At 55.8% G+C, this 21,594-nt stretch carries 19 protein-coding genes; 10 read left to right on the forward strand and 9 right to left on the reverse strand.

What is annotated here, in order from left to right:
- Positions 1-16 precede the first annotated feature (16 nt).
- From aroQ to WJU22_RS12425, 8 genes are all read left to right on the forward strand, one after another.
- Positions 17-436 carry a type II 3-dehydroquinate dehydratase gene (aroQ, locus tag WJU22_RS12390; protein ID WP_341843542.1) on the forward strand — a complete coding sequence of 140 codons (420 nt, stop codon included), beginning with the start codon at positions 17-19 and terminating at the stop codon, positions 434-436.
- A gap of 201 nt (positions 437-637) precedes the next feature.
- A complete protein-coding gene (locus WJU22_RS12395; RefSeq protein ID WP_341843543.1) occupies positions 638-1,279 on the forward strand; it encodes a sigma-70 family RNA polymerase sigma factor in 642 nt (213 codons plus the stop codon).
- 63 nt (positions 1,280-1,342) lie between these two features.
- Positions 1,343-2,344, forward strand: a complete 1,002-nt coding sequence (locus tag WJU22_RS12400; protein WP_341843544.1) for a FecR family protein — start codon at positions 1,343-1,345, stop codon at positions 2,342-2,344.
- Between the two features lie 147 nt (positions 2,345-2,491).
- Positions 2,492-5,965 carry a SusC/RagA family TonB-linked outer membrane protein gene (locus WJU22_RS12405; protein ID WP_341843545.1) on the forward strand — a complete coding sequence of 1,158 codons (3,474 nt, stop codon included), beginning with the start codon at positions 2,492-2,494 and terminating at the stop codon, positions 5,963-5,965.
- Positions 5,966-5,977: 12 nt separating this feature from the next.
- The gene (locus tag WJU22_RS12410; protein ID WP_341843546.1) at positions 5,978-7,438 is read left to right on the forward strand and encodes a RagB/SusD family nutrient uptake outer membrane protein; all 1,461 of its coding nucleotides are present in this window, start codon (positions 5,978-5,980) and stop codon (positions 7,436-7,438) included.
- A gap of 12 nt (positions 7,439-7,450) precedes the next feature.
- The gene (locus tag WJU22_RS12415) at positions 7,451-8,293 is read left to right on the forward strand and encodes a DUF4843 domain-containing protein (RefSeq protein WP_341843547.1); all 843 of its coding nucleotides are present in this window, start codon (positions 7,451-7,453) and stop codon (positions 8,291-8,293) included.
- A 12-nt stretch (positions 8,294-8,305) separates the two neighbouring features.
- Positions 8,306-9,724 (forward strand): PKD-like family lipoprotein, encoded by a 1,419-nt coding sequence (locus WJU22_RS12420; RefSeq protein WP_341843548.1) that lies wholly within the window; start codon positions 8,306-8,308, stop codon positions 9,722-9,724.
- Between the two features lie 30 nt (positions 9,725-9,754).
- Positions 9,755-10,915 carry a TlpA disulfide reductase family protein gene (locus WJU22_RS12425; RefSeq protein WP_341843549.1) on the forward strand — a complete coding sequence of 387 codons (1,161 nt, stop codon included), beginning with the start codon at positions 9,755-9,757 and terminating at the stop codon, positions 10,913-10,915.
- A gap of 137 nt (positions 10,916-11,052) precedes the next feature.
- Here WJU22_RS12425 and bioB read toward each other — a convergent pair whose 3' ends face one another.
- From bioB to WJU22_RS12455, 6 genes are all read right to left on the reverse strand, one after another.
- Positions 11,053-12,066, reverse strand: coding sequence for a biotin synthase BioB (gene bioB / locus WJU22_RS12430; RefSeq protein WP_341843550.1), 1,014 nt, complete (start codon positions 12,064-12,066; stop codon positions 11,053-11,055).
- A 59-nt stretch (positions 12,067-12,125) separates the two neighbouring features.
- Positions 12,126-13,226, reverse strand: coding sequence for a M42 family metallopeptidase (locus WJU22_RS12435; RefSeq protein WP_341843551.1), 1,101 nt, complete (start codon positions 13,224-13,226; stop codon positions 12,126-12,128).
- Between the two features lie 42 nt (positions 13,227-13,268).
- A complete protein-coding gene (locus tag WJU22_RS12440) occupies positions 13,269-14,123 on the reverse strand; it encodes a UbiA family prenyltransferase (RefSeq protein ID WP_341843552.1) in 855 nt (284 codons plus the stop codon).
- Between the two features lie 63 nt (positions 14,124-14,186).
- The gene (locus WJU22_RS12445) at positions 14,187-14,480 is read right to left on the reverse strand and encodes a hypothetical protein (RefSeq protein ID WP_341843553.1); all 294 of its coding nucleotides are present in this window, start codon (positions 14,478-14,480) and stop codon (positions 14,187-14,189) included.
- Between the two features lie 47 nt (positions 14,481-14,527).
- Positions 14,528-16,078, reverse strand: coding sequence for a DUF6770 family protein (locus WJU22_RS12450; RefSeq protein WP_341843554.1), 1,551 nt, complete (start codon positions 16,076-16,078; stop codon positions 14,528-14,530).
- Positions 16,079-16,081: 3 nt separating this feature from the next.
- Positions 16,082-17,494, reverse strand: a complete 1,413-nt coding sequence (locus WJU22_RS12455; RefSeq protein WP_341843555.1) for a M48 family metallopeptidase — start codon at positions 17,492-17,494, stop codon at positions 16,082-16,084.
- Positions 17,495-17,513: 19 nt separating this feature from the next.
- Here WJU22_RS12455 and WJU22_RS12460 point away from each other — a divergent pair, with 19 nt between their 5' ends.
- A complete protein-coding gene (locus tag WJU22_RS12460) occupies positions 17,514-17,834 on the forward strand; it encodes a hypothetical protein (RefSeq protein ID WP_341843556.1) in 321 nt (106 codons plus the stop codon).
- Positions 17,835-17,847: 13 nt separating this feature from the next.
- Here WJU22_RS12460 and WJU22_RS12465 read toward each other — a convergent pair whose 3' ends face one another.
- The 3 genes from WJU22_RS12465 to WJU22_RS12475 all read right to left on the reverse strand — a co-directional run bounded on the left by WJU22_RS12465 (position 17,848) and on the right by WJU22_RS12475 (position 20,483).
- Complete coding sequence (locus tag WJU22_RS12465; RefSeq protein ID WP_341843557.1) at positions 17,848-18,321, reverse strand: hypothetical protein; 474 nt, start codon at positions 18,319-18,321, stop codon at positions 17,848-17,850.
- Positions 18,322-18,446: 125 nt separating this feature from the next.
- A complete protein-coding gene (locus WJU22_RS12470; protein WP_341843558.1) occupies positions 18,447-19,985 on the reverse strand; it encodes an acyl-CoA carboxylase subunit beta in 1,539 nt (512 codons plus the stop codon).
- A gap of 42 nt (positions 19,986-20,027) precedes the next feature.
- Complete coding sequence (locus WJU22_RS12475) at positions 20,028-20,483, reverse strand: hypothetical protein (protein WP_341843559.1); 456 nt, start codon at positions 20,481-20,483, stop codon at positions 20,028-20,030.
- A 108-nt stretch (positions 20,484-20,591) separates the two neighbouring features.
- On the opposite strand from WJU22_RS12475, the gene WJU22_RS12480 reads away from it, so the two are divergent.
- Positions 20,592-21,569, forward strand: coding sequence for an acyl transferase (locus tag WJU22_RS12480; protein ID WP_341843560.1), 978 nt, complete (start codon positions 20,592-20,594; stop codon positions 21,567-21,569).
- Positions 21,570-21,594: the final 25 nt, after the last annotated feature.

The raw sequence follows: 21,594 nt of genomic DNA on the forward strand, positions 1-21,594 counted from the left end.
CGCATCAAACCATCACATGAAAATAGCCATCATCAACGGCCCCAACCTCAACCTGTTGGGCAAGCGCGAACCGGAGATTTACGGAAAGCTTTCGTTCGACGAATATTTCGAAACCCTGAAAGCCCAATTCCCGAAGGTGGAGCTTTCCTACTTCCAGAGCAATGTGGAAGGGGAAATCGTCAACCAGCTGCAGGCGATCGGGTTCGAATATGACGGGATCATACTCAATGGCGCGGCATACACCCATTATTCCTACGCCATCCGCGACGCCATCGCTGCCATCAGTACGCCGGTGGTGGAGGTGCATATCAGTAACATTTATGCCCGGGAAGAGTTCCGCCACAAGTCGGTGACAGGCGGCCAGGCCGTTGGCGTGATCACCGGTTTGGGCATGAAAGGATATGAACTGGCCCTTCGGTTTTTGCTGGAACGTTAAGTGGGATCCGGCCTGGCGTGATGGCGGGAAGTTGTTGGGAAAGAAAGCCAGGTTTTTGGCGGATGTTGCATCCAAAAGGCCTTCCCCAGGCAGCTAAATGTTGAAAAAAATAGTTGATTTACTGTATTCTAAAGGCTCGCCTGTCAAAAGGGGAGCCTTTTCTTTTGCATTCCAGCGATCCCCTTTTTATCTTTAACGGCATTGAGCAATGGTATTGAACATATGATCGGGGCAGGCGGTATTTACGCCGGGTTGCCAGACCGGGACCTGTGGAATAAAGTGAAGGAGGGCGACCGTGCTGCGCTGGATTACATTTACCGGCAGCATTTCCGCCCGCTTTTCGGGTACGGGATGAAGGTGCATGCGGACGAAACCCTCGTGCAAGACGCCATCCACGACGTATTCGTGAGCATCTGGCAGGGAAGGGGCGGGCTTTCCGCCACGGACTCCATCCGGTTCTACCTGCTTTCCAGCCTCAAACGGCGCATCCTCCGCCACCTCGGCAAACAACTGGTGCTGCCCGACGACGACGGTGCTTTCTACGATGCGCCGTCCGCATCTCCTGAAGACGAACTTATCGGCAAACAGAGCGACCAGCAGCGCCGCGCGCGCCTGGCGGGCGTGATGGCGGAACTGCCCCCGCGCCAGCAGGAAGTTTTGTACCTGCGGTATTACCATGGCCTCGACACCCGCGAAACGGCCGATATCATGTCGCTTTCCGTGAATTCCGCCTACGTATTGCTGTCAAAAGCACTGAAATATTTAAAAGATAACAGTGACAAAATCGTTTTTGCATTGGCCTTTTTCGGGAACGGCGGAATGGGATGGGATAAAATTTTTTGAAAAATAATGGGAAACGGCGCTAAGAATCCGTTCGATCCCTGCTTTACCTGTTAAGTAATTATCATGGCCGACCAGACTTTCACGTTGGAATACTTCTTATCGCAGCCCGGCTTCCGGGAGTGGGTGTTGGAAAAAGACCCCCGCGCCACGGAGCATTGGGAAGACTGGGCACGCCGGCATCCGGAACACGCGGCAACCATTCAGGCCGCGGCAGACTGGCTGCTCATCACGGCCGCACAACAGGCCGCGCCGCCCGCACAACTGCAGGAAGCAACCTGGGAAAGGATCGTGGCGTCGATAGAAGAAGCGCCCCGCCGCCGCCCCATGATGCGCTGGATGCCCTGGGCCGCCGCTGCCGTGGTGATCGGCATCCTGGCCATGATATTGCTGCCGAAGAAGGAAAGCGAAGCGTTCAACACCGTTTCTACGGCGTTCGGCGAAGTGAAAACGATTTCCCTGCCCGACGGGTCGGAGATCCGCCTCAATGTAAATTCCACGGTAAAATATGCCGTTTCCTGGGAAGGCGATTCGGCCCGCGAGGTTTGGCTGGGCGGAGAGGCTTTTTTCGAAGTGAAACATGAATCCGGCAACCGGAAATTCATCGTGCATACAAATGATGTAGACATCCAGGTAGTGGGAACGGCGTTCAACGTCAACACCCGCCGCGTGCAAACACAGGTAGTGCTGCAAAACGGAAAGGTAAACCTGAAGCTCAACCGGAAAGACACTTCCCTCATCGCCATGCGGCCGGGAGATATGGTCACCTGGTCTGCCGAACGGAAGGAACTTTCCAACAACCGGGTAGACCCCGGCCATTACGCCGCCTGGCAGCAGCAGCGCCTCATCTTCCAGGACGCAACCCTGGCCGATGTTTTGCTCGCACTGGAAGAAAATACCGGGATCAAGGTACAGCTGGAAGATAGCGCCATGCTGAAAGAAACATTCACCGGAACCATCCCGACCGATCATATCGACGTGTTTTTCAAAACGCTGTCGCGGTCGTTCGACATTACCATCACGGAAAACGGTAAAAACAGGTACGTGATCCGGAAAGGGGGACAGTAAAAGAAAATTATCAGCAGAACATATAAAACGCCGGGCAACCGGACTACGCCCGCGGCATGCAGCGGCGCGCAGCAGGGATTTTTTTGCCTGATGAGTTATGGACCGAAATCGACATTGGACAAACAACCAACCTAAATCTACATTGCTATGGGACAATTCAACGCCGGCCGATGCCTGACGCTGGCGATGTGCCTGACGGCAGTAGCCGCACAGGCCGCCACCCGACATGCCTTGCCGCAAAGGGAGCCAGCTCCCGCGTACCAGGAGCCCCCGCAGGGAACGGGGAGCCGCAAACAGCCGCTGAAGCGCGTGTTGGCCAACCTGGAGAAACAGCTCCATGTACGCCTTAATTACATGGGCAACACCGTTGGCAGTCAACTCGCCGACCCGCCGCCGCCCCAAAATAACGGCGAACCTGTGAGCGCATACATCAACCGCTACCTCGCCGCTTTCGGCCTCGAAGCGGAACAGGCGCAGGGCAACGATTTCATTATTTACCGGAAAGACAAGCCCGCGCCCGCCGCCACGCCGGCCACCTCCGCACCGCAGCCCACGGCTGCCAGCAGGGCCACCGCGCTGCAGGACCTCAACGCCATCCCGCAGCAACAGGCGTCCGTTCACGGCCTGGTGACCGACGAACAGGGGCTCGCCTTGCCCGGGGTGACCGTGCTCGTCAAAGGCACCACCAACGGCACCAAAACCAATGACGACGGCCGTTACGAGATCCGCAACGTGCCGCCCAACGCCACGCTCGTGTACAGCTTCATCGGCTACAAAGCCCAGGAAGTGAAAGTGGGCAAGCGCACACAGATAGACATGAAACTGCTGACAGACGTGCAGTCCATGAAAGACGTCGTGATCACCGGGTACCAGCGCATCAAGCGCGACAACTACACCGGTTCCGCCGTTACGATCACGGGCGAAGAACTGAAACGTTTCAATCCGCAGAATATCCTGTCCAGCATACAGGCGTACGACCCGTCGTTCCGCATCGCGGAAAATAACCTGGCGGGCTCCAATCCGAACGCGCTGCCGAACATTTCCATCCGCGGCACCACCGCGCTGCCGGCCAATACAGACAATGTGCTCAGCCGCAACCAGCTGGCCAGCGTCACCAATCTGCCGCTCTTCATCCTCGACGGGTATCCGACCAACATACAGGCCATTTTTGACCTCGACATGAATCGTGTGGAAACGATCACGCTCCTCAAAGACGCCGCCGCCACGGCCATTTACGGTTCCCGCGCATCCAACGGCGTAGTGGTGATCTACACCAAAGCGCCGAAGGAAGGGAAGCTCGAGCTCCACTACAATTATGAGCTCAACATCCAGGCGCCCGATCTCACGGCCTATAACGTGCTCGACGCCAAAGACAAACTGGAATACGAACGCCTCGCCGGACTGTACACCAACAACGACGTGGATTCCCCCGACGAACTGGAGAAACAGTACTACCGGAAAAGGAACAACGTGCTGGCAGGCGTAAATACCTACTGGCTGTCGCAACCCATTCAGACGGAGCTGGGCCAGCGCCATTCCGTATCCGTTCAGGGCGGCACTAAAACCGTGAAATACGGGGTGGACGCGCGTTACCAGAACAATGGCGGTGTGATGAAAGGTTCCGGGCGCGACCGGTACAGCCTGTCCAACACGCTGAGCTATAACCTGGGCGACAATAAATTCATGGCCCGCAACATGTTTACCATTACACAGGTGAACCAGCGGAACAGTCCGTACGGCAGCTTCTCGAACTACGTGCGCATGAACCCTTACTACCCGAAAACCGACAGTCTGGGCCGCCTCATCCGCGAGATCGACCTGTGGAACTCGCGCGGGGGAGAAACCAACAGCGTCATCAGTTCCACCGTCCTCAACCCGATGTACGAATCCACCATCGGCAATTTCGACAAGAGCGAATACCTTGAGTTCACGGACATCCTCGCGCTGGAATACAACTTCAATCCCAACTGGCGCGTGCGCTCGGAAATCAGCTTTATCCGCCGCGGATCCTCCATCGATCAGTTCATTTCTCCCTTCAGCAACGAATATTACGACTACAAAGGCGACGACCTGAAGAACAGGGGGCAATACACTTACGCGGCCGACAAGGAATCGCAGTGGGACGGCAACGTGACCCTCAATTACAACAAGCAGATCGGCGGCAATTATTTCACCGCAACGGGCGGTTTCAATATGCAGACGGTCGATTATTGGAGGAAGGAAGCCGTGGGCGAAGGGTTCGTGAACGACCGCTTCAACGATATCAATTTCGCGCGGCGGTACAAAGCGAACGCGCATCCTGAAGGGGAATCGCGCCAGCAAAGGCTTGCGGGCGGATTCGCTACGGTCAACTACGCGTACAAAAACCGCTATCTGCTCGATGCAACGTTCCGTGTGGACGGCTCCAGCAAATTCGGCGCAGATTCGCGCATGGCGCCGTTCTGGTCGATGGGCGTGGGCTGGAACCTCCACCAGGAGGCGTTCCTGCAGGGCCATTCGTTCATCAACCAACTGAAACTGCGTGCCACTACCGGTCTTACGGGTGATGTATCTTTCCCGTCTTACCTGTCCAACACCACTTACCAATATTACGGCGGCGACTGGTATTCTACCGGCGTGGGCGCCACTTTCAAGGAGTACGGCAACAGCGGCCTGAAGTGGCAGCGGACGCAGAATTACGACCTGGGGATGGAAGCCTCGCTGTGGAACGACCGGATTTATTTTGCGCCGCGTTATTACTTCAAACATACCCGCGACCTGCTCGCCGACGTGAACGTCCCCCTCAGCACCGGTTTCCCGAAATACAAGGAGAACCTCGGCGAGATGGTGAACAAGGGTTATGAAGTGTTCCTCCGCATGAACGCTTTCCGCAGCCGCAAATGGTCTGTCAACTTCAACTTCAACCTCGTTCACAACACCAACGAGATTACGAAGATTTCCAACGCGCTGAAGAGCTTCAACGACGAGATCGACAAGCAGCAGCAGGAAAAACCAGAACTGCGCTCCGTGCCGCTGCTTCGGTTCAAGGAAGGGCAGTCGATGAGCACGATCTACGCAGTCCGCTCCCTCGGCATCGATCCGGAAACGGGCAAGGAAATTTACCTCCGCGCCGACGGCACCCGTACCTACGACTACAACGTGAAAGACATCATGCCCGTGGGCGACGAAACGCCCCTGCTCGAAGGCAACTTCGGTACCAGCATCGTGTACGGCGGGTTCATGGTGGAAGTGCGCTTCTGGACCAGGCTCGGCGGGGATATCTACAACCAGACGCTGGTAGACCGCGTGGAGAATGCAGACCCGCGTTACAACGTAGACAGCCGCGTGCTGTCTGAACGCTGGATCAAGCCCGGAGATATCGCGTTTTTCAAAAATATCGCCGACCAGGGCAGCACGCAGACTTCGTCGAGATTCGTGCAGGAAGAGAACCGCCTCGAGCTGAAATCCATATTCCTGTCGTACGATTTCCCGGCAGGTTTTTACAAGAAACTGCGGATGCATTACCTGCGCCTGTCGGCCAACATGAACGACCTGGCGTACTGGTCTACCGTGAAGGCCGAACGCGGGATCGACTACCCGTTTGCCCGGAGCATCACTTTCACCCTTTCTACCAGATTCTAAAAAATGCGCCCAATGAGATATAACATCATACTGATTTGTAGCATGCTGGCGCTCGCATCCTGCAGCAAATGGCTGGACGTGTCGCCCAAGTCGGAAGTGTCGATGGACCTGCTGTTTACCACCCGCGAGGGGTACCAGGACGCGTTGAACGGATTGTACAGCCGCAGCGTGAAGGAAGAACTGTACGGCAGGGAACTGACGGCCGGAACGCTCGACGTGCTGGCGCAGAACTACCTCGTAGACGTGGTAGACCGGATCGGTTTCCGCCAGACGATGCTTTTCAATTACAAGGACAATAACTTCATCAACCGCCAGAAAAGCGTGTGGGCGGGATTGTATAACGTGATCGCCAATGCCAACCTCATCCTGGAGCATATCGATGGCTCCGGCGGTTTGCTGGACGCAGGTGAGCGCGATCTTATCAAAGGGGAAGCGCTGGCGATGCGCGCCTGGTGCCACTTCGACGTGCTGCGCCAGTTCGCGGCCGCGCCCGTGGCGGCTCCTACGGCGCCGGGCATTCCATACGTTACGTCGTTCTCCAAAGGCACGACGCCCGTGTATACGCTCCGCCAGGTGCTGGACTCCGTGATCCGCGACCTGTCGCAGGCGCGGGAGCTCCTCAAAACCGTGGACCCTATCATGAAGCCCGGTTACAAAGTCGGCTATACCACGCCCGATTCCTCCACGGAAGTGTCCGGCCCCATGTTCCTGCAGCATCGCCGCCACCGGTTGAATTATTTTGCCGTGACGGGGACGCTCGCACGGGTGCAGCTCTACGCCGGCAATCATGCCGCGGCGCTGGCGCTGGCGAAGGAAGTGATCGAATCGAATAAATTCCCCTGGACGCGGCAGACCGATTTCCTCAACCCGGACGATCAGCAGAAAGACCGGATTTTGTATAAGGAATTACTCTTCGGGCTTTATGCGCCGAATATGACCAACCCGCTGTTCGACCGCCTGCGCAACGGCGAAACCACGCTCAACACGCCTCCCGGCGAGTTGCGGACGATCTTTGAAGTGGGAGGCCCCGGCGCGGAGGATTTCCGTTACAAACAATGGTTCAGCCAGCAAAGCAGCTCCACGGGCGGATACATGCGCCTGGAGAAATACAGCCGCAATTCCGACAAGAACCTCCACGAGCTCATGATCCCCATGTTACGCCTCAGCGAAATGTATTACATCGCCGCGGAAAGCATTTACGACACCAATCCCGCCAAGGCATGGGATTACCTCAATACCGTGCGGAAGCAGCGCGGGATGGGCGTTCCGCTGAACGATCCGGCGAAGAGCGTTTTCCTCGGCGAGCTCGTGAAAGACGCAAGGAAAGAGTTCTTCGGCGAAGGACAGATCTTCTACATGTACAAACGGCTGAACCGCGCCTGGCCCGGCATGGGCGGCAATACGATACAGCCGTCTCCACAGATTTTCGTCTTCCCCTGGCCAGACGATGAGCTCGCATACGGTAACCGTTAAACCTGCACAAACATGAAAAAAATAACCAAAATCACGATATGGCTGCTGGCTGCAGGATGGCTGGCAGGATGCGATAAAAAAGAAGAACTGGTGTACCAGTCGGCCGACGGCGTTTACTTCGATTTCGCGGAAAGCGACCTCACGCATCAGCGCATCGACAGCGTCATTTATTCCTTCGCGCTGTTCCCTGAATTAGCGACAGACACGATCCTTTTGCCCGTGCGCGTTTCCGGTAACCGTACCGGTGCGGCCCGCAAGGTGAAAGTGGTGCTGATCGCCGATAAAACCACCGCCCAGGCGGGCCTCCACTACAAGGCGCTGGCCGCGGAATACGTACTGCCGGCGGATTCTGGCCGGCTCGACATTCCTGTAGTGCTGTACAATACCGATCCGCTGCTGGCCGAAAAAGCGGTGAAGCTCATGCTACAGCTGAAGCCTTCCGCCGATTTCGGGACCACCATCCCGAAGCTGGACACGGCCAAGATCATTTTCTCCAACCGGCTGGAAAAACCGCTGTGGTGGGAAATCTGGCAGGGCGAACTGGGCGAATATTCCCGCGTCAAACATGAACTGTTCATCCGCGTGTCGGGCACCAACAAGCTCACGGAAGACCGGGCAGACTGGCAGGCTACGCCGAAAGTGCTCTATCATACCCGCCGTTTCCGCTCCTTCCTCACCAACCCGCAAACCTGGGTGGCGGACAACCCGGCGGAAGGGTACGTGATCACGCCTGGGGCCAATGGTACGCTGGAATTCTACCACAGCGGCAACACCGCCAAAAAATTCGTGCTCACCCTCAATCCGGCCGACGGACGTTATTATTTCACCGATGAAGACGGAGATCCGGTCATCTAACCCTGCAATGCCATGAAAAAGATATACCTGTTCATACTCAGCGTGGCAGCCGTTTTTGCAGGCTGTTACAAGGATAAAGGCAATTACGATTATGTGGAAGTGCCGGCTCCCCACATGTCGGGGCTGGATTCGGTGTACCACGTGATGTCGGGCGACAGCCTCATCGTGGCGCCGAAGATCACGCTGAAAAGTGGTGCCAACGATTATTCCTGCGAATGGAAGATCAACATTCCGGAACGCGCCATGACCGACGATTATTTTACAAAAGAACTCCGGATCGTGTACGGCCTTGGCGCCGCGCGGTATACCGTGTTGCTGAAAGTGACCGATAACAATACCGGCCAGAAATACTTCTACGACTTCGTGATCAGCGGGCAGACGGCCTTTACGCGCGGCGCGCTCGTGCTCAGCGGCGATGCGAATTCCACTTCGCTGTCGTTCATCAAGCCCGACAATTCCCTGCAGGCAGACGTGTACGAAGCCATCAACAAGAAAGCCCTGCCTGGCGGGCCGCAGCAGCTCGTGTACGTTCGCAACCAGTTCTATATGAACCAGATCACGCAGTACTGGCTCACGTTCTCCGGCAGCAATGACGGTGGCGTACTGCTCGATGCGAACACCCTGCAACAGGTGCGCACGCTCAAGGAGAATTTCTACGATCCTATGGCTGCCGCCAAATCGAACTACTTCCTCCGCAACCTCAACGGTACCACCACGGCCATTATCAATGACCAGCTGTTCATGGGCACCTTCGAAACCGCGCCATTCGGGACTTATTATGGCTACTTCGGCGTACCGGTGACGGGCGAGTACAAACTCGCACCGCAAATGCTCCAGGAGCTGGCGGAAAGCGGGCAGGCGGTGTCGCACTTCCTGGCGTTCGATAAGGAAAAGAAACGTTTCCTGCGGTTCATGCCCGGCATTTACCTCGATACTACCTACACCGTGTTCGACTCCGCCTTCGCGCCCAAAAACCTCAAGATGGATTTGATCTACATGGAGAAATTCAGTGACAACGACATCTTCGCCTTCTGCGACTCCCTCGGCAAAACGATGCAATTGCGTTTCGGGATCGACTGGCGCGACGGCAGGCAGCGCTTCAACGCCCGCGAAATGAAGAAATTCAAGGGAGACAGCCTGGTGACGGCCACCACGAAATGGGCCGTGTCGCCCGTGGGTGTGTTCTTCTTCAGCGGGAACGGGAAGATTTACCGCTACAATCCGCTCAATGAAGAAATCCGCGAGCTGAACGCGACGTTCGGCGGCAAGGAGATCACGATGCTGAAAGTGGAGCAAAACGGAAACCTGCTCGTAGCGGGGACCGAAGGGGAGGTGCATTTCCTCAACACCGCCGTGGGGCAGTTCGGGGAGCTGATCAAAAAAGTGACCGGTGTGCCCGGCGCTCCGCGAGACATCCTCATCCGCGAATAAAACCAATTACCGACACAGTAAACCGACAATATGGACCTGATTACCGTAAGATCAAAAACCTGGGCCATCCTCGCTGCGGCGCTGATTCCCGCCGCTGTACAGGCGCAGGATGGCAAATTTGTGCTGAAAGGCAGGATCGGCAAGCTGAATGCCCCCGCCATCGTGTATTTCGACCGCACAGAAGGGGATGAGCGCATCCTCGACTCGGCGGTGCTGAAGAACGGGGAATTCTCCTTCAAAGGCATCACGATGGAACCCTCGCTGATGATGCTCGCGCTGAGCAAAGACGGCAAACGGCTCGAAAACATGGGCCAGGGCATGGACCGCAAGATCATGTACCTGGAATCCGCTACCATCACCGTTACGTCCGAATCCGATATGGCTTCCGCCACGGTGAAGGGCTCGAAAATGAACGATGCGGACCTGGCGTACAAAAAGCACCTCCAGCCCTACGAAGACCAGATGACGGAGATCAACAAAATCTGGGGCGGCGCTACCGACGAACAACGGCGAGACACCACACTGACGAATTCCCTGAACGTGAAGTTCCGCAAGGCGATCGGCGACAAAACCAACCTGATCCGGGATTTCATCAAAAAGAACCCGAATTCCCCCGTCACCATGTTCGCCATGCAGGAGCTTTCCGTCCACAACAACATGGATCTGGCCGAACTGGAGCCCCTGTTCGCCAGTCTCCCCGAAACCCAGCGCAATTCCCCCGCCGGGAAGCGCATGGCGGGCAACATGCTCAAGAAAAAGACCATCGTGATTGGCGCGCTGGCACCCGATTTCACGCAGAACGACCTGAACGGCAAACCTGTCAGCCTTTCGGATTTCCGCGGTAAATACGTGTTCCTGGACTTCTGGGCCAGTTGGTGCGGCCCCTGCCGGGCAGAAAACCCGCACGTGGTGGCGGCTTACAGGAAGTTCAAGGACCATAACTTCGTGGTGCTCAGCGTTTCCCTCGACCAGCCGGGCCGTAAAGACCTCTGGGAGGAAGCCATCAAAAAGGACGGTTTGCAGGATTTCGTGCATGTGTCTGACCTGAAATACTGGAACAACGCTGCCGTGAAGCTCTACGGCATCCGGGGCGTTCCGGCCAACTTCCTCATCGACCCGCAGGGGAAGATCGTAGCCAAAGACCTTCGGGGCGCGGCGCTGGAGGAAGTCCTCACCAAACAGCTACCTTGAGTCATACAGCTGATTGAAACCCTATGATGTCCATTCAGTTTCCCGTTCCGGTGTTTCCGGAACGGGATTTTTGTTTTCCGGGCATAAAAAAAGCCGCCCGGTGCGGGCGGCTCTTCTCCAAAATTTAGTAGCTATGCTTAGTGGGCATGTGCGTGTTCGTGTTTGTGGTCGTGATCGCAGCAACCGGCGGCTTTTTCCTCTTTGAAGGCTTCGCGGGGTTTGAGGCCCAGCAGCTCGAACATCAGGTTGTCTTCCTCGAAGGAAGGGTTCTTGGTGGTGAGGAGCTTTTCGCCGGTGAAGATGGAGTTGGCGCCTGCCATGAAGCACATCGCCTGCTCGGAAATGCTCATTTCGGCGCGGCCGGCGCTGAGGCGGACCATCGATTTGGGCATGAGGATGCGGGCGGTGGCGATCATGCGCACCATATCCCAGAATTCCACTTTGGGCATGTGCGCCAGCGGGGTACCGGCCACGCGGGTGAGGGCGTTGATGGGCACGGAATCCGGGTGCTCGGGCATGGAAGACAGGGTGTAGAGCATGTTGATACGGTCGTCGTGGCTTTCGCCCAGGCCGATGATACCGCCGCAGCATACGGTTACGCCGGCTTTACGCACGTTGTTGAGCGTATTGAGGCGGTCGTCGTACGTACGGGTGGTGATGATCTCTCCGTAATACTCGCTGGAGGTGTCCAGGTTGTGGTTGTAGGAGTAGAGGCCGGCGTCTGCCAGCTTCTGGGCCTGCGATTCGGTGAGCATGCCGAGGGTGCAGCATACTTCCATGCCGATCTCGTTCACGCCTTTTACCATATCGAGCACGCGGTCGAAATCGCGGTTGTCGCGCACTTCGCGCCAGGCGGCGCCCATGCAGAAGCGGGTAGAACCTGCGTCTTTGGCTTTCTGGGCGTATTCCAGTACTTTATCTTTCTGCATCAGGGCCTGAACGTCTACACCAGTGTTATAGCGGGCTGCCTGGGGGCAGTAAGAGCAGTCTTCGGAACATCCGCCGGTCTTGATGGAAAGCAGGGTGCAAACCTGTACTTCCGCGGTATCCTGGTGTTCGCGGTGAAGGGAGGCAGCGCGGAACATGAGCTCCAGGAGCGGCGTATTATAGATATCCTTTATTTCTTCGATTGTCCAATCGTGACGGATCATACTAGTCGGATTTAGCGGCAAACCTATGAAACAATTATGAAATATCCAGCACCAATTTCTTACAGGTACTGGAAGTTGGTTTTCGGCGTGATGTTCAGCAGGGTGTGGTAAATGAGGCGGATAGTGCTCTCCACGTCGTCCTTTTTGATCATTTCCACGGTGGTGTGCATGTAGCGCAGGGGAATGCTGATGAGGGCCGAAGGGGTACCGTCGTTCGAATAGGCGAAAGCGTCGGTATCGGTGCCCGTGCTGCGGCTAACGGCGTGCAGCTGGTGGGGGATGTCTTCCTTTTTGGCCGTTTTGATGATCAGGTCGCGGAGGATGTTGTGCACTGCGGGCCCGTAAGTGATGCTGGGGCCGGCGCCGCATTTGATCTCGCCTTCGATGTTCTTGTTGATCATCGGGGTGGTGGTATCGTGCGTTACGTCGGTGATGATGGCTACGTTGGGCTTGATGCGCTTGGCGATCATTTCCGCCCCGCGCAGGCCCACTTCTTCCTGCACCGCGTTCACGATGTAGAGGCCGAACGGCAGGCGCTGCTTGTTTTCCTTCAGCAGGCGGGCCACTTCCGCGATCATGAACCCGCCGATGCGGTTGTCGAGCGCGCGGCAGATGAAGTAATCGTAGTTCAGTTCCTCGAACATATCATCAAAAGTTACCACGCAACCTACATGGATGCCCAGTTCGTCCACTTCCTTCCGGGAGCGGGCGCCGCAATCGAGGAAAATATTGTCGACCTTGGGCTGGGGCTCTTTACCGTCGCCGCTGCGCAAGCGCGTGTGGATGGCCGGCCAGCCGAACACCGCTTTCACGATGCCTTTCTCGGTATGGATGTTCACGCGTTTGCTGGGCGCAATGGCCTGGTCCGACCCGCCGTTGCGGATCACATAAATCAGCCCTTCGGGCGAGATGTAATTCACGAACCAGGAAATCTCGTCGGCATGCGCCTCGATCACCACCTTGAAAGCCGCTTCGGGATTGATCACCCCCACGGCGGAGCCGTAAGCGTCTACGATGGTATCATCTATATAAGGTTTCAGATATTCCAGCCAGAGTTTCTGCCCTTCCTTCTCGAACCCGGTGGGAGAGGGGTTGTTGAGGTAAGTGCGCAGAAAAGTCATAGACTCCTTCGTAAGTATCGATTTCGTTTTTTTAGCCATTGTTGTTCAGGTTAAATATCCTTCAAATGTAAGCAATCCGCGTCAAATGCCGCCTGCCAGCAGCCATAGCGCGTGGATGAGGGCGGAAAGCGCCATGAGCCCGTCGAGCTGGAAGTAATAGACGTAATCGGAATGGTGCGTCTGCGCGTAGTTTTTCACGCTCCAGACCACCGCCACGGCCGCCAGGAGACTGAACAGCACGAACAGCGGCAGCGCCGGCGCCAGCACCACGGCGCAAACGGCCGAAACGATGAGCGAAGCGTAATACAACTTATCGAGATGGGGCTCTTCGAGACTGGTGATGAGGCTGCGGATCCCCTCGGCTCGGTCTTCCTCCCTGTCGCGATGGTCGAACAGGATGCAGATGGCGTAAATGATGAAAAACCGGTAGACGCAGAGCAGGGCCACCTGCCAGAAGTCCAGCTTCGCGGCGTCGGCGATGAGGTAGGGCAGCAGGGTGGTGACGTACATCCACACGAATGCGAGGAAAATGGTTTTGCCGATGGCGATCTTCTTCAGCCATCTGAAGGTGGCGTGGGGCACTTTAGGCGCGGAATAAAGGAACGTGAGCAATACCGCGCCGCTGAGGGGCAGCCAGTGATGCAGGAGTGGCAGGCCGTACCAGGTGGCGCCCAGCAGGCCGATCATGCAGCCCATGAGTTGGAGCCGCCTCCGCCGCTGGCCCCAAAGGATCCGTTCCGAGTACTTTTCGGACCCGGGCGTGAGGTACCAGTGGAAATTGTAGCTGCAAATGGTGGAGAAGAAAACGAAGCCGAAGTAGTTGGCGCGGTCGAGGGAAAGGCCTGCAATTTCCTCCGTTTCCCAAACCATCAGCAGCGCCACGCAGGCGATATAGATCGAGCTGAACAACAGGAAATTGAAGAAACCGCGAAACATAGCCGCTAAAATAGGGAATCGGGACTAGAATTCCGATGTGCATCATCGCAGCTATTCGTGCAACTAGCTGTTCAATATCATAATGCAAACTTTCAAAGCAGGCACTGCCGCAACGCCAAGCGCCGTCAGCAGTGGCAGCCGCCACAACGGATCTTTCCGCAGATCGAGGTACCACCATACCCATTGCAGTAAAAGGGTATATGATCCGGTGATGAGGAACGGTATCAGCACGAGCCCCTGGAACAATTGCCAAAGCGTGGTTTCCCGGTTGCCCATCATCCCTACGAAGGGGATCATCAGGAACAGGGCTATCGGTACATTCACCACCGCCCAAAGCCCCCAGAACAGATATTTCATAGATATCATTAAAAAGGGGAAGCGTTCATCCCGCTTCCCCCGCTAAATTAACTGATTTTTTCCATCCGCATCTCGATCGTCCTTTCCTTCCGGTTATCCTCGATGATGAGGAGGAATCCCGGTTTGGCGGGCAATACCGAGGTGGATACTTCTTTTGTGCGAAGCGGCACCTCGTACTGGCGGAACTTCTGCCCGTTGTAGCGCAGATAGGTGAAATATCCCTTTTCCTCGCCCGACTTGCGCCCGTTGTAATAGCAGACCGAAAAATGACCGGGATCGCCGGCCGGGTGGATGAACCGGTATCCGAAAAGCCCATAGGCACGGGCGTTACGGGCCACCATATGGCGGTTCAGGAAATCCATCCGGGCCATCATGGTAGAAGGGGCCTTATCGTACGTGATCGCTTTCACAAGCTTGTCGGTAGGGTTGAATTCCAGCACCACCATGTCCGAATTCTGCACCCGGGTAAACGACGGCGTAAGGTGGAACGGCAGGAAAACGGTGGAATGCACGAACCCGTAGGCGTACATCCTCCGGTAATAACCTTCCGCAGCTACGAACAGCTTCCCGTCGGGCCCCAGCGTGGCGTTGTGGAGGTAGAGGTACCCGTTTTCGGCGTTCTGGCCTTTTTTGTCGCAGGAATATTGCCGGCTGATCTCCGTTTCCCAGCTATTGTAGGTGCGCGTGAGAATGGCGCCGGTATTGCGGCTCACCCGGTAAATGGCGATGCCTTTCCCGTTGCTTTTCACGTGCTTCACGTCTTTCTCGAAATATTTCCCCACCATCACGATCGTGTCTTGCCCCGGCACCGGCAGCACTGCCGCAGGCTCGAACTGCCATTTTTCCTTGTTGGCATTCACTTCGAAAGCTTTCTTCCGCGTGTGGATGTTGAATGCCATGATGGTAGACGAAGAACGGGAAGCCCGGCGGTTCGAGACTTCCACGAACAGCAAACTGTCTGTCTTGGCCAGGAAATCTGCCCGGAGGAAATCCCTGCCGGCCACGCCCGGACTGAATTTCGACGTTTTCCGGTTCCGGGATTCGTAGAAATTGATGTCGTACGTGCAGGTGCCTTTGGCCTGCCATCTTACGAACACGGCCATGTAGCCCTGGTCGCCCACTTCGAAAAGGGTACGGTTGCCTTCGGATTCGTTGTGCAGGCTCATGTTTTGCAGGTGCAGCCGGCGTTTATGGGAATCGAACGCCCGGGTGTAGGACTGCAGAAGCTTTCCATCGTTATCGTATATACGCAGTTCGTATTTTTTATCGGCGGGATAGTAGAACAGGAAGGCCATGCTGCTATCGCTGGCGGCGGCTTCCTGGAGGCTGATGCTGGTGGAGGCGTCGAATTTGATCTTGCGGACGCGGTTCAGGTTCTCGTCGAGCACATGCAGCAGGTACGCGTTGGTCGTTTTGTCGACACGGTCGCTTTGCATGAGGAAGTAATATCCGCCGATCTGGTTATTGCGCTGGATGGTGCCGCTGCTGTAAAGGATGGAAGGCGTAGCCGCGTCGTTGAGACTGAGCGTTTTTTGCGCGGAAGCGGCCTGGATGCAGCAAATATTGATGAGGAACAGGAAAAGTATATTCCGGAACATGGATTACATTTTTATGAAACTCTCGCTTTTCGCGAATTCGGTTTGGTATTCGGGATAATCCTGCAGTTTGCTTTGGTAGCGTTGCAGGTAATGGAACGCGATCTGCGCGTATTCTTCCATATACAGGTTCTGGATGAACTGCGACAGTACGTTGAACGAAGCGGCGTTTTCCGGTGCGGGGTAGCGCAGTTTCTTGCCGAGGCGGTGCTGGCGCTGGAGGTAGAAGCAGTTGTTGAGGATGCGCGCCACGTGCATGATGAGGTACGGATCTTCCGGATGTTCTTCCAGCATGCTGATCGTGTAGTACAAGCTTTCGGTGTAGTTGTCTTCCGCAAACGAGAACTCGATGATCTCGAAGCGGAACGCCTGTTTCAGGGAATCGAACCGCTGGGGATGGATGCTCGCGGCGGGGATGGCGGGTTTGCCGGCCAGGAGGCTGTCGGCCGACTGGTTGAAGGCGATCAGTTTACCCGCGCGGACCTGGCAATCCGGGTGCGTTTTGAGGGAATCGGTGAGGGTGCTGTCGCGCAGCAATCTGGCGTGGCCGCCCAGGGGGCCGTTGTCGCGGTGGAGCCACCGGTCCTGGAAGCGCAGCTGGGGCGCGTCGAACAGGGTGCGGAGGCGGGCGGTCATGTCGATATTGTCCAGGTCGATATCGTCGAGCAGCAGCATGGCGGACACGGCGGCGGCGGGGTCGAACCCGCTGTTGCGGAAGTACACCAGGGCGAGGGAGTCTGCGTCGGATTCGTTGTTGCGGCTGTGCCGGCGGCTGTCGAATGCGAGGCCTTTGCTGAGGTCTTCCAGTTTGGAAAGACGGTTGTACTGTACTTTTTTCAGTGCCTTCAATTGGGCCTGCAAATCGCTGGAGTGCATGTTTTTTACATACTTCTCGATGGATTTGTCGCTGTGTTTAAGCGTGGCGTGGGCGATCTCGTGGCAGAGCACGAAAGCGGCCTGGTGCTCGTTTTGGAGGCGGCTGAAGAGCCCGATATTGAAGAAAATGATGCCCTGGCCTACGTAAGTGGCGTTGGGCGTGCCGGAGCGGGAGAAGAAGGCGTGGAGTTTTTCGCGCTGGAGCTCCGGGTTGGCGGCAACGATGCGGCGCAGCATGCTATCGATATAGGCCTGGGCCACGGGGGGCGTGTAGATCTCCTTTTTCTGGAATCGGGATTTGATGTACTTCCATCGTTGTGCATAGATGGCGGAGTAATCTTTCCGGTATTCGGATGGGAGGTTGCGCTGGAGTGTGTCGTGCTGCCGCTCGAACATGCGCATAACGGCGTGGGTACGGGTGCCGTCCACGATGGAGGGCTTGTACATTGGGTCCTGCGTCTTTTGCTGGGCTATAACGGGCGACGCCAGGAGCAGGAGGGGCAGTAGCCGTGTATGCCGGCATGCCCTCAGTAGTGCATTCATGGGTATAAGGGTTGAAAACTTGGTGCAAAGAAATGATTTTCAACCGGTATTCTTATTGCATGAACGTGTTATGGGAAGTTTGGGGAAGCGGCTGAAAAATTTTCGTATCCCTAAAAATGCTATTATTAACAAAACAACTACAATGATTCCAGAAGCAAACTTGAAAATATCGTTAGAGGAAAGATCATTGAGGGGGAAAAGGATCATTGCAAAGCAGCCAGAAATTTCATATGCCGAAGCTTTGGAACAGGTGAAAAGGCTGAAAGAGTTCTCTAAAGTAGCGCAATCGAATAAAAAGAGCAGACCAGAACCTGGGGGAGCATTTGTCTACATGATATAGGCCGCTTCAGTTTTCATACACTTTCCTCAATCTCAAAAATCAACGGACTATCAAATTCCATTTGATGATTCCCGGACTTCGCTGAATAGAAAACCAGTTGCCAGCCGACATGTACGCTGAAATAATCCCGGATCTGCCCCATTCTTACTTTCATGCATCTGATGTTAAAATCGCTTACTTCCCACTCGCTGGCAAAAATCAGGTAAAGCTTTTTGTATAAATCGCTTTCAGACCGCAGCCGGTCGAGGAAATCGAGAAAAATAGGATGGGTGCCATGTATGCCGAATGTCTGAAGCGAAAAAGTTAGTCCTGCGGATGTCGGTTTTTCATGGGCATGCGTAGGTTTGTCTGTGAACTGTATTAGAAAATCGGTTTTCCGATGGAAGCAGAAATCCTTCAATCCGGGCGCTACTTCCGGATCATATTCCGGGTCGTTTTGTACTACGGGGATGTCAAACAATCCGGCCAGTTCCAGGATCCGGGACACGTTCGTATTGCTGCGGTGACCGGTTATAGCTATATATTCCATAGTAAGGGATTTTGATCGGGTAGGGTAGAAAGCACATCGCTCCCGGGTTTGGGAGCGATGGTATTATCGTTTGTCCGGTTCCGTTACAACGGAATGTTCCCATGCTTCTTCCGCGGCATGTCTACCACTTTATTCTCCAGCATGGCGTAACCTTTGATGAGTTTTTCGCGGGTGGTTTCGGGTATCACCACTTCGTCGATGTACCCTTTCTCGGCGGCGAGGTACGGATTGGCGAAGCGTTCCGTGTATTCGGCCACCAGTTCGTTCATGCGCGCTTCCGGATCGGCCGCGGCGTCGATTTCCCTTTTGTAAATGATCTCCACGGCGCCTTTCGGGCCCATCACAGCGATCTCGGCCTGCGGGAACGCGAAGTTGAGGTCTGCGCCGATGTGTTTGGAGTTCATCACGCAATACGCGCCGCCATAAGCTTTGCGGGTGGTAACGGTGATCTTGGGAACGGTGGCTTCGCTCAGTGCAAAGAGCAGTTTGGCGCCATTGGTGATAATGCCGTTCCATTCCTGGTCGGTACCGGGCAGGAAGCCGGGAACGTCTACCAGTACGAGCAACGGAATATTGAAAGCGTCGCAGAAGCGGGTGAAGCGCGCGCCTTTCACGGATGCGTGAATGTCGAGCACACCGGCCAGCACGGCGGGCTGGTTGGCCACGATGCCGATGCTGCGGCCTGCGATGCGGGCAAAGCCTACGATGATGTTGTCCGCGAAATCCTTGTGCACTTCCAGGAAAGAATCGGCGTCCGTGAGCTCGGCGATGACGTCTTTCATGTCGTATGGCTGGTTCGGATTTTCGGGGATGATATTATTGAGGGCGGGGCGCGATTCGTTGCCGGGCTCGTATGGCAGCGATGGCGCGGTTTCTTCGCAGTTCTGGGGGATGTAAGACAGCATCTCGCGGATCGTCTGGATGCATTCCACTTCGTTGGCGCAAGCGAAATGCGTAACGCCGCTTTTGGTGGCGTGCGTTTGGGCACCGCCGAGCGCTTCGCTGGTCACTTCTTCATGCGTCACGGTCTTCACCACGTTGGGGCCCGTTACGAACATGTAGGAAGTGTTTTCCACCATGAGGATGAAGTCAGTAATAGCGGGGGAATATACGGCTCCGCCGGCGCAGGGGCCCATGATCGCGGAGATCTGCGGGATGACGCCCGACGCGCGGGTGTTGCGGTAAAAAATATCGGCATATCCCGCCAGGCTTACCACACCTTCCTGGATGCGCGCGCCGCCGCTGTCGTTGAGGCCGATGAGGGGAGCGCCGTTTTCCATCGCAAGGTCCATCACGCGGCAGATCTTGCGGGCATGCGGCTCGGAGAGGCTGCCGCCATATACGGTAAAGTCCTGGGAGAAAACGTACACGAGCCGGCCGTTGACGGTACCATAGCCGGTTACGACGCCATCGCCGGGAAACTGTTCCTGGTCGGTGGTCATGCCGCGGTTGCGGTTATGGACGAACATGCCGATCTCTTCGAAGGAGCCTTCGTCGAGCAGGAGCCTGAGCCTTTCGCGGGCGGTCAGCTTGCCTTTCTTGTGTTGGGAATCGATTCGTACCTGTCCTCCGCCGAGTTGTGCTTCGGCGATCTTGGATTGCAGTTCCTGGATCTTGCTCATAAATGTAAATGTACGGAAAGCCGGTCATTCACGAGCAACGATTTAGCGGCGCAGAACGATCTTGGGAGTGGTAATGGTATCGCTGGAATTGCCGGCGTTATCGGTCACGAAAACCTTGTATTGAACGGTGTCTGGGTTGTACACCGGATTTTCCCAGTGCAGCGGGAGGAAGTTGCCCTGGCGGACATCGCTGAGGATGATGATCATCTCCGCATCAAGCTTCGTGCCCTTGTGGGATTCCAGTTTGGGAAGCGGCATGGCGTCAAATTTTGTCGTATCAGCGTAATGGAACAGTTCCACCACATGCCAGTGGTCTTCCAGGTCGCCGTCGCCATCTTTCACATTGAAATAAAGCAACACCTCCTCCATCTCCTTCGGAACGTCGAGAGTGGAGGCGGATTTAAAGGTAAGGATGGGCTTGGTGCCGCCGTCCTTATCCTTTTTACATCCCAGGAATGCCACGAGCGATAACGCGGAGAGAATGAGGATTTTCTTCATATGACAAACGTACATTAAATTAGGCAAAAGGCAAAGTACCGCTTATTTAACGCCGCCTTTGCATGGTTTGTTACATAAACGTCCGGGATTCGTAAATTTGCCGTCGCTATGAAGGACGAACTTGCCGCCAGGATATTTACGGAAAAGGACCCGATGGCCCTCGTGCCCGCCATTTTCAGGCACCAGTACGCCGGTAACGCGCTGTACAGGGCTTATGTGGACATACTGAAGGTAGACCCCTCCACCGTCTGCACCCCCGAACAGGTGCCGTATCTCCCCATTTCGTTCTTCAAAACCCACCGCATCGTGACCGGCGAATTCCAACCGGCCGTCACCTTCGAAAGCAGCGGCACCACACAAACCGTCAACAGCCGCCACGAAGTAAAGGATACGGAACTCTATACACGCAGTTTCCTCGACGCTTTCCGCAGGTTTTACGGGCCCGTGGAAGACTTCGTGGTACTGGGCCTCCTGCCGTCTTACCTCGAAAGGAAAAATTCGTCGCTGGTATATATGGTGGAAGACATGATCCGCCGCAGCCGCCGCCCCGAAAGCGGGTTCTACCTCTATGAGCACGAAAAGCTCGCCGACACCCTGCTGGCCCTCGAAGCCCGCCGTCAACCCACCCTGCTCATCGGCGTCACGTTCGGACTGCTCGATTTCGCGGAAAACCACCGGATGGACCTGCGCCATACCATCGTCATGGAAACCGGCGGCATGAAAGGCCGCCGCGAAGAATGGACCCGCCAGGAGCTCCACGCCTTTCTGCAGGAACGCCTCGGTACCCCGGCCATCCACGCGGAATATGGTATGACGGAGCTCCTGTCCCAGGCCTATTCCAAAGGCAACGGTGTGTTTAATTGTCCGCCGTGGATGAAAGTGCTCGTGCGCGACGAAAACGATCCCTTCCAGCTCAGTTCCGCATCCGCCGCAGGCGTCATCAACGTCATCGACCTCGCCAATATCCATTCCTGCTCCTTCATCGCCACCGACGATATCGGCAAAATCCATTCAGACGGGAGTTTCGAAGTGCTCGGCCGGTTAGACCGGTCTGCACTGCGCGGTTGCAGCCTCATGGTGAGTTAGTATTGCGAATTAAAATAATATGAGT

The sequence above is a fragment of the Chitinophaga caseinilytica genome (assembly GCF_038396765.1).
GTDB classification, from domain to species: Bacteria; Bacteroidota; Bacteroidia; order Chitinophagales; family Chitinophagaceae; genus Chitinophaga; species Chitinophaga caseinilytica.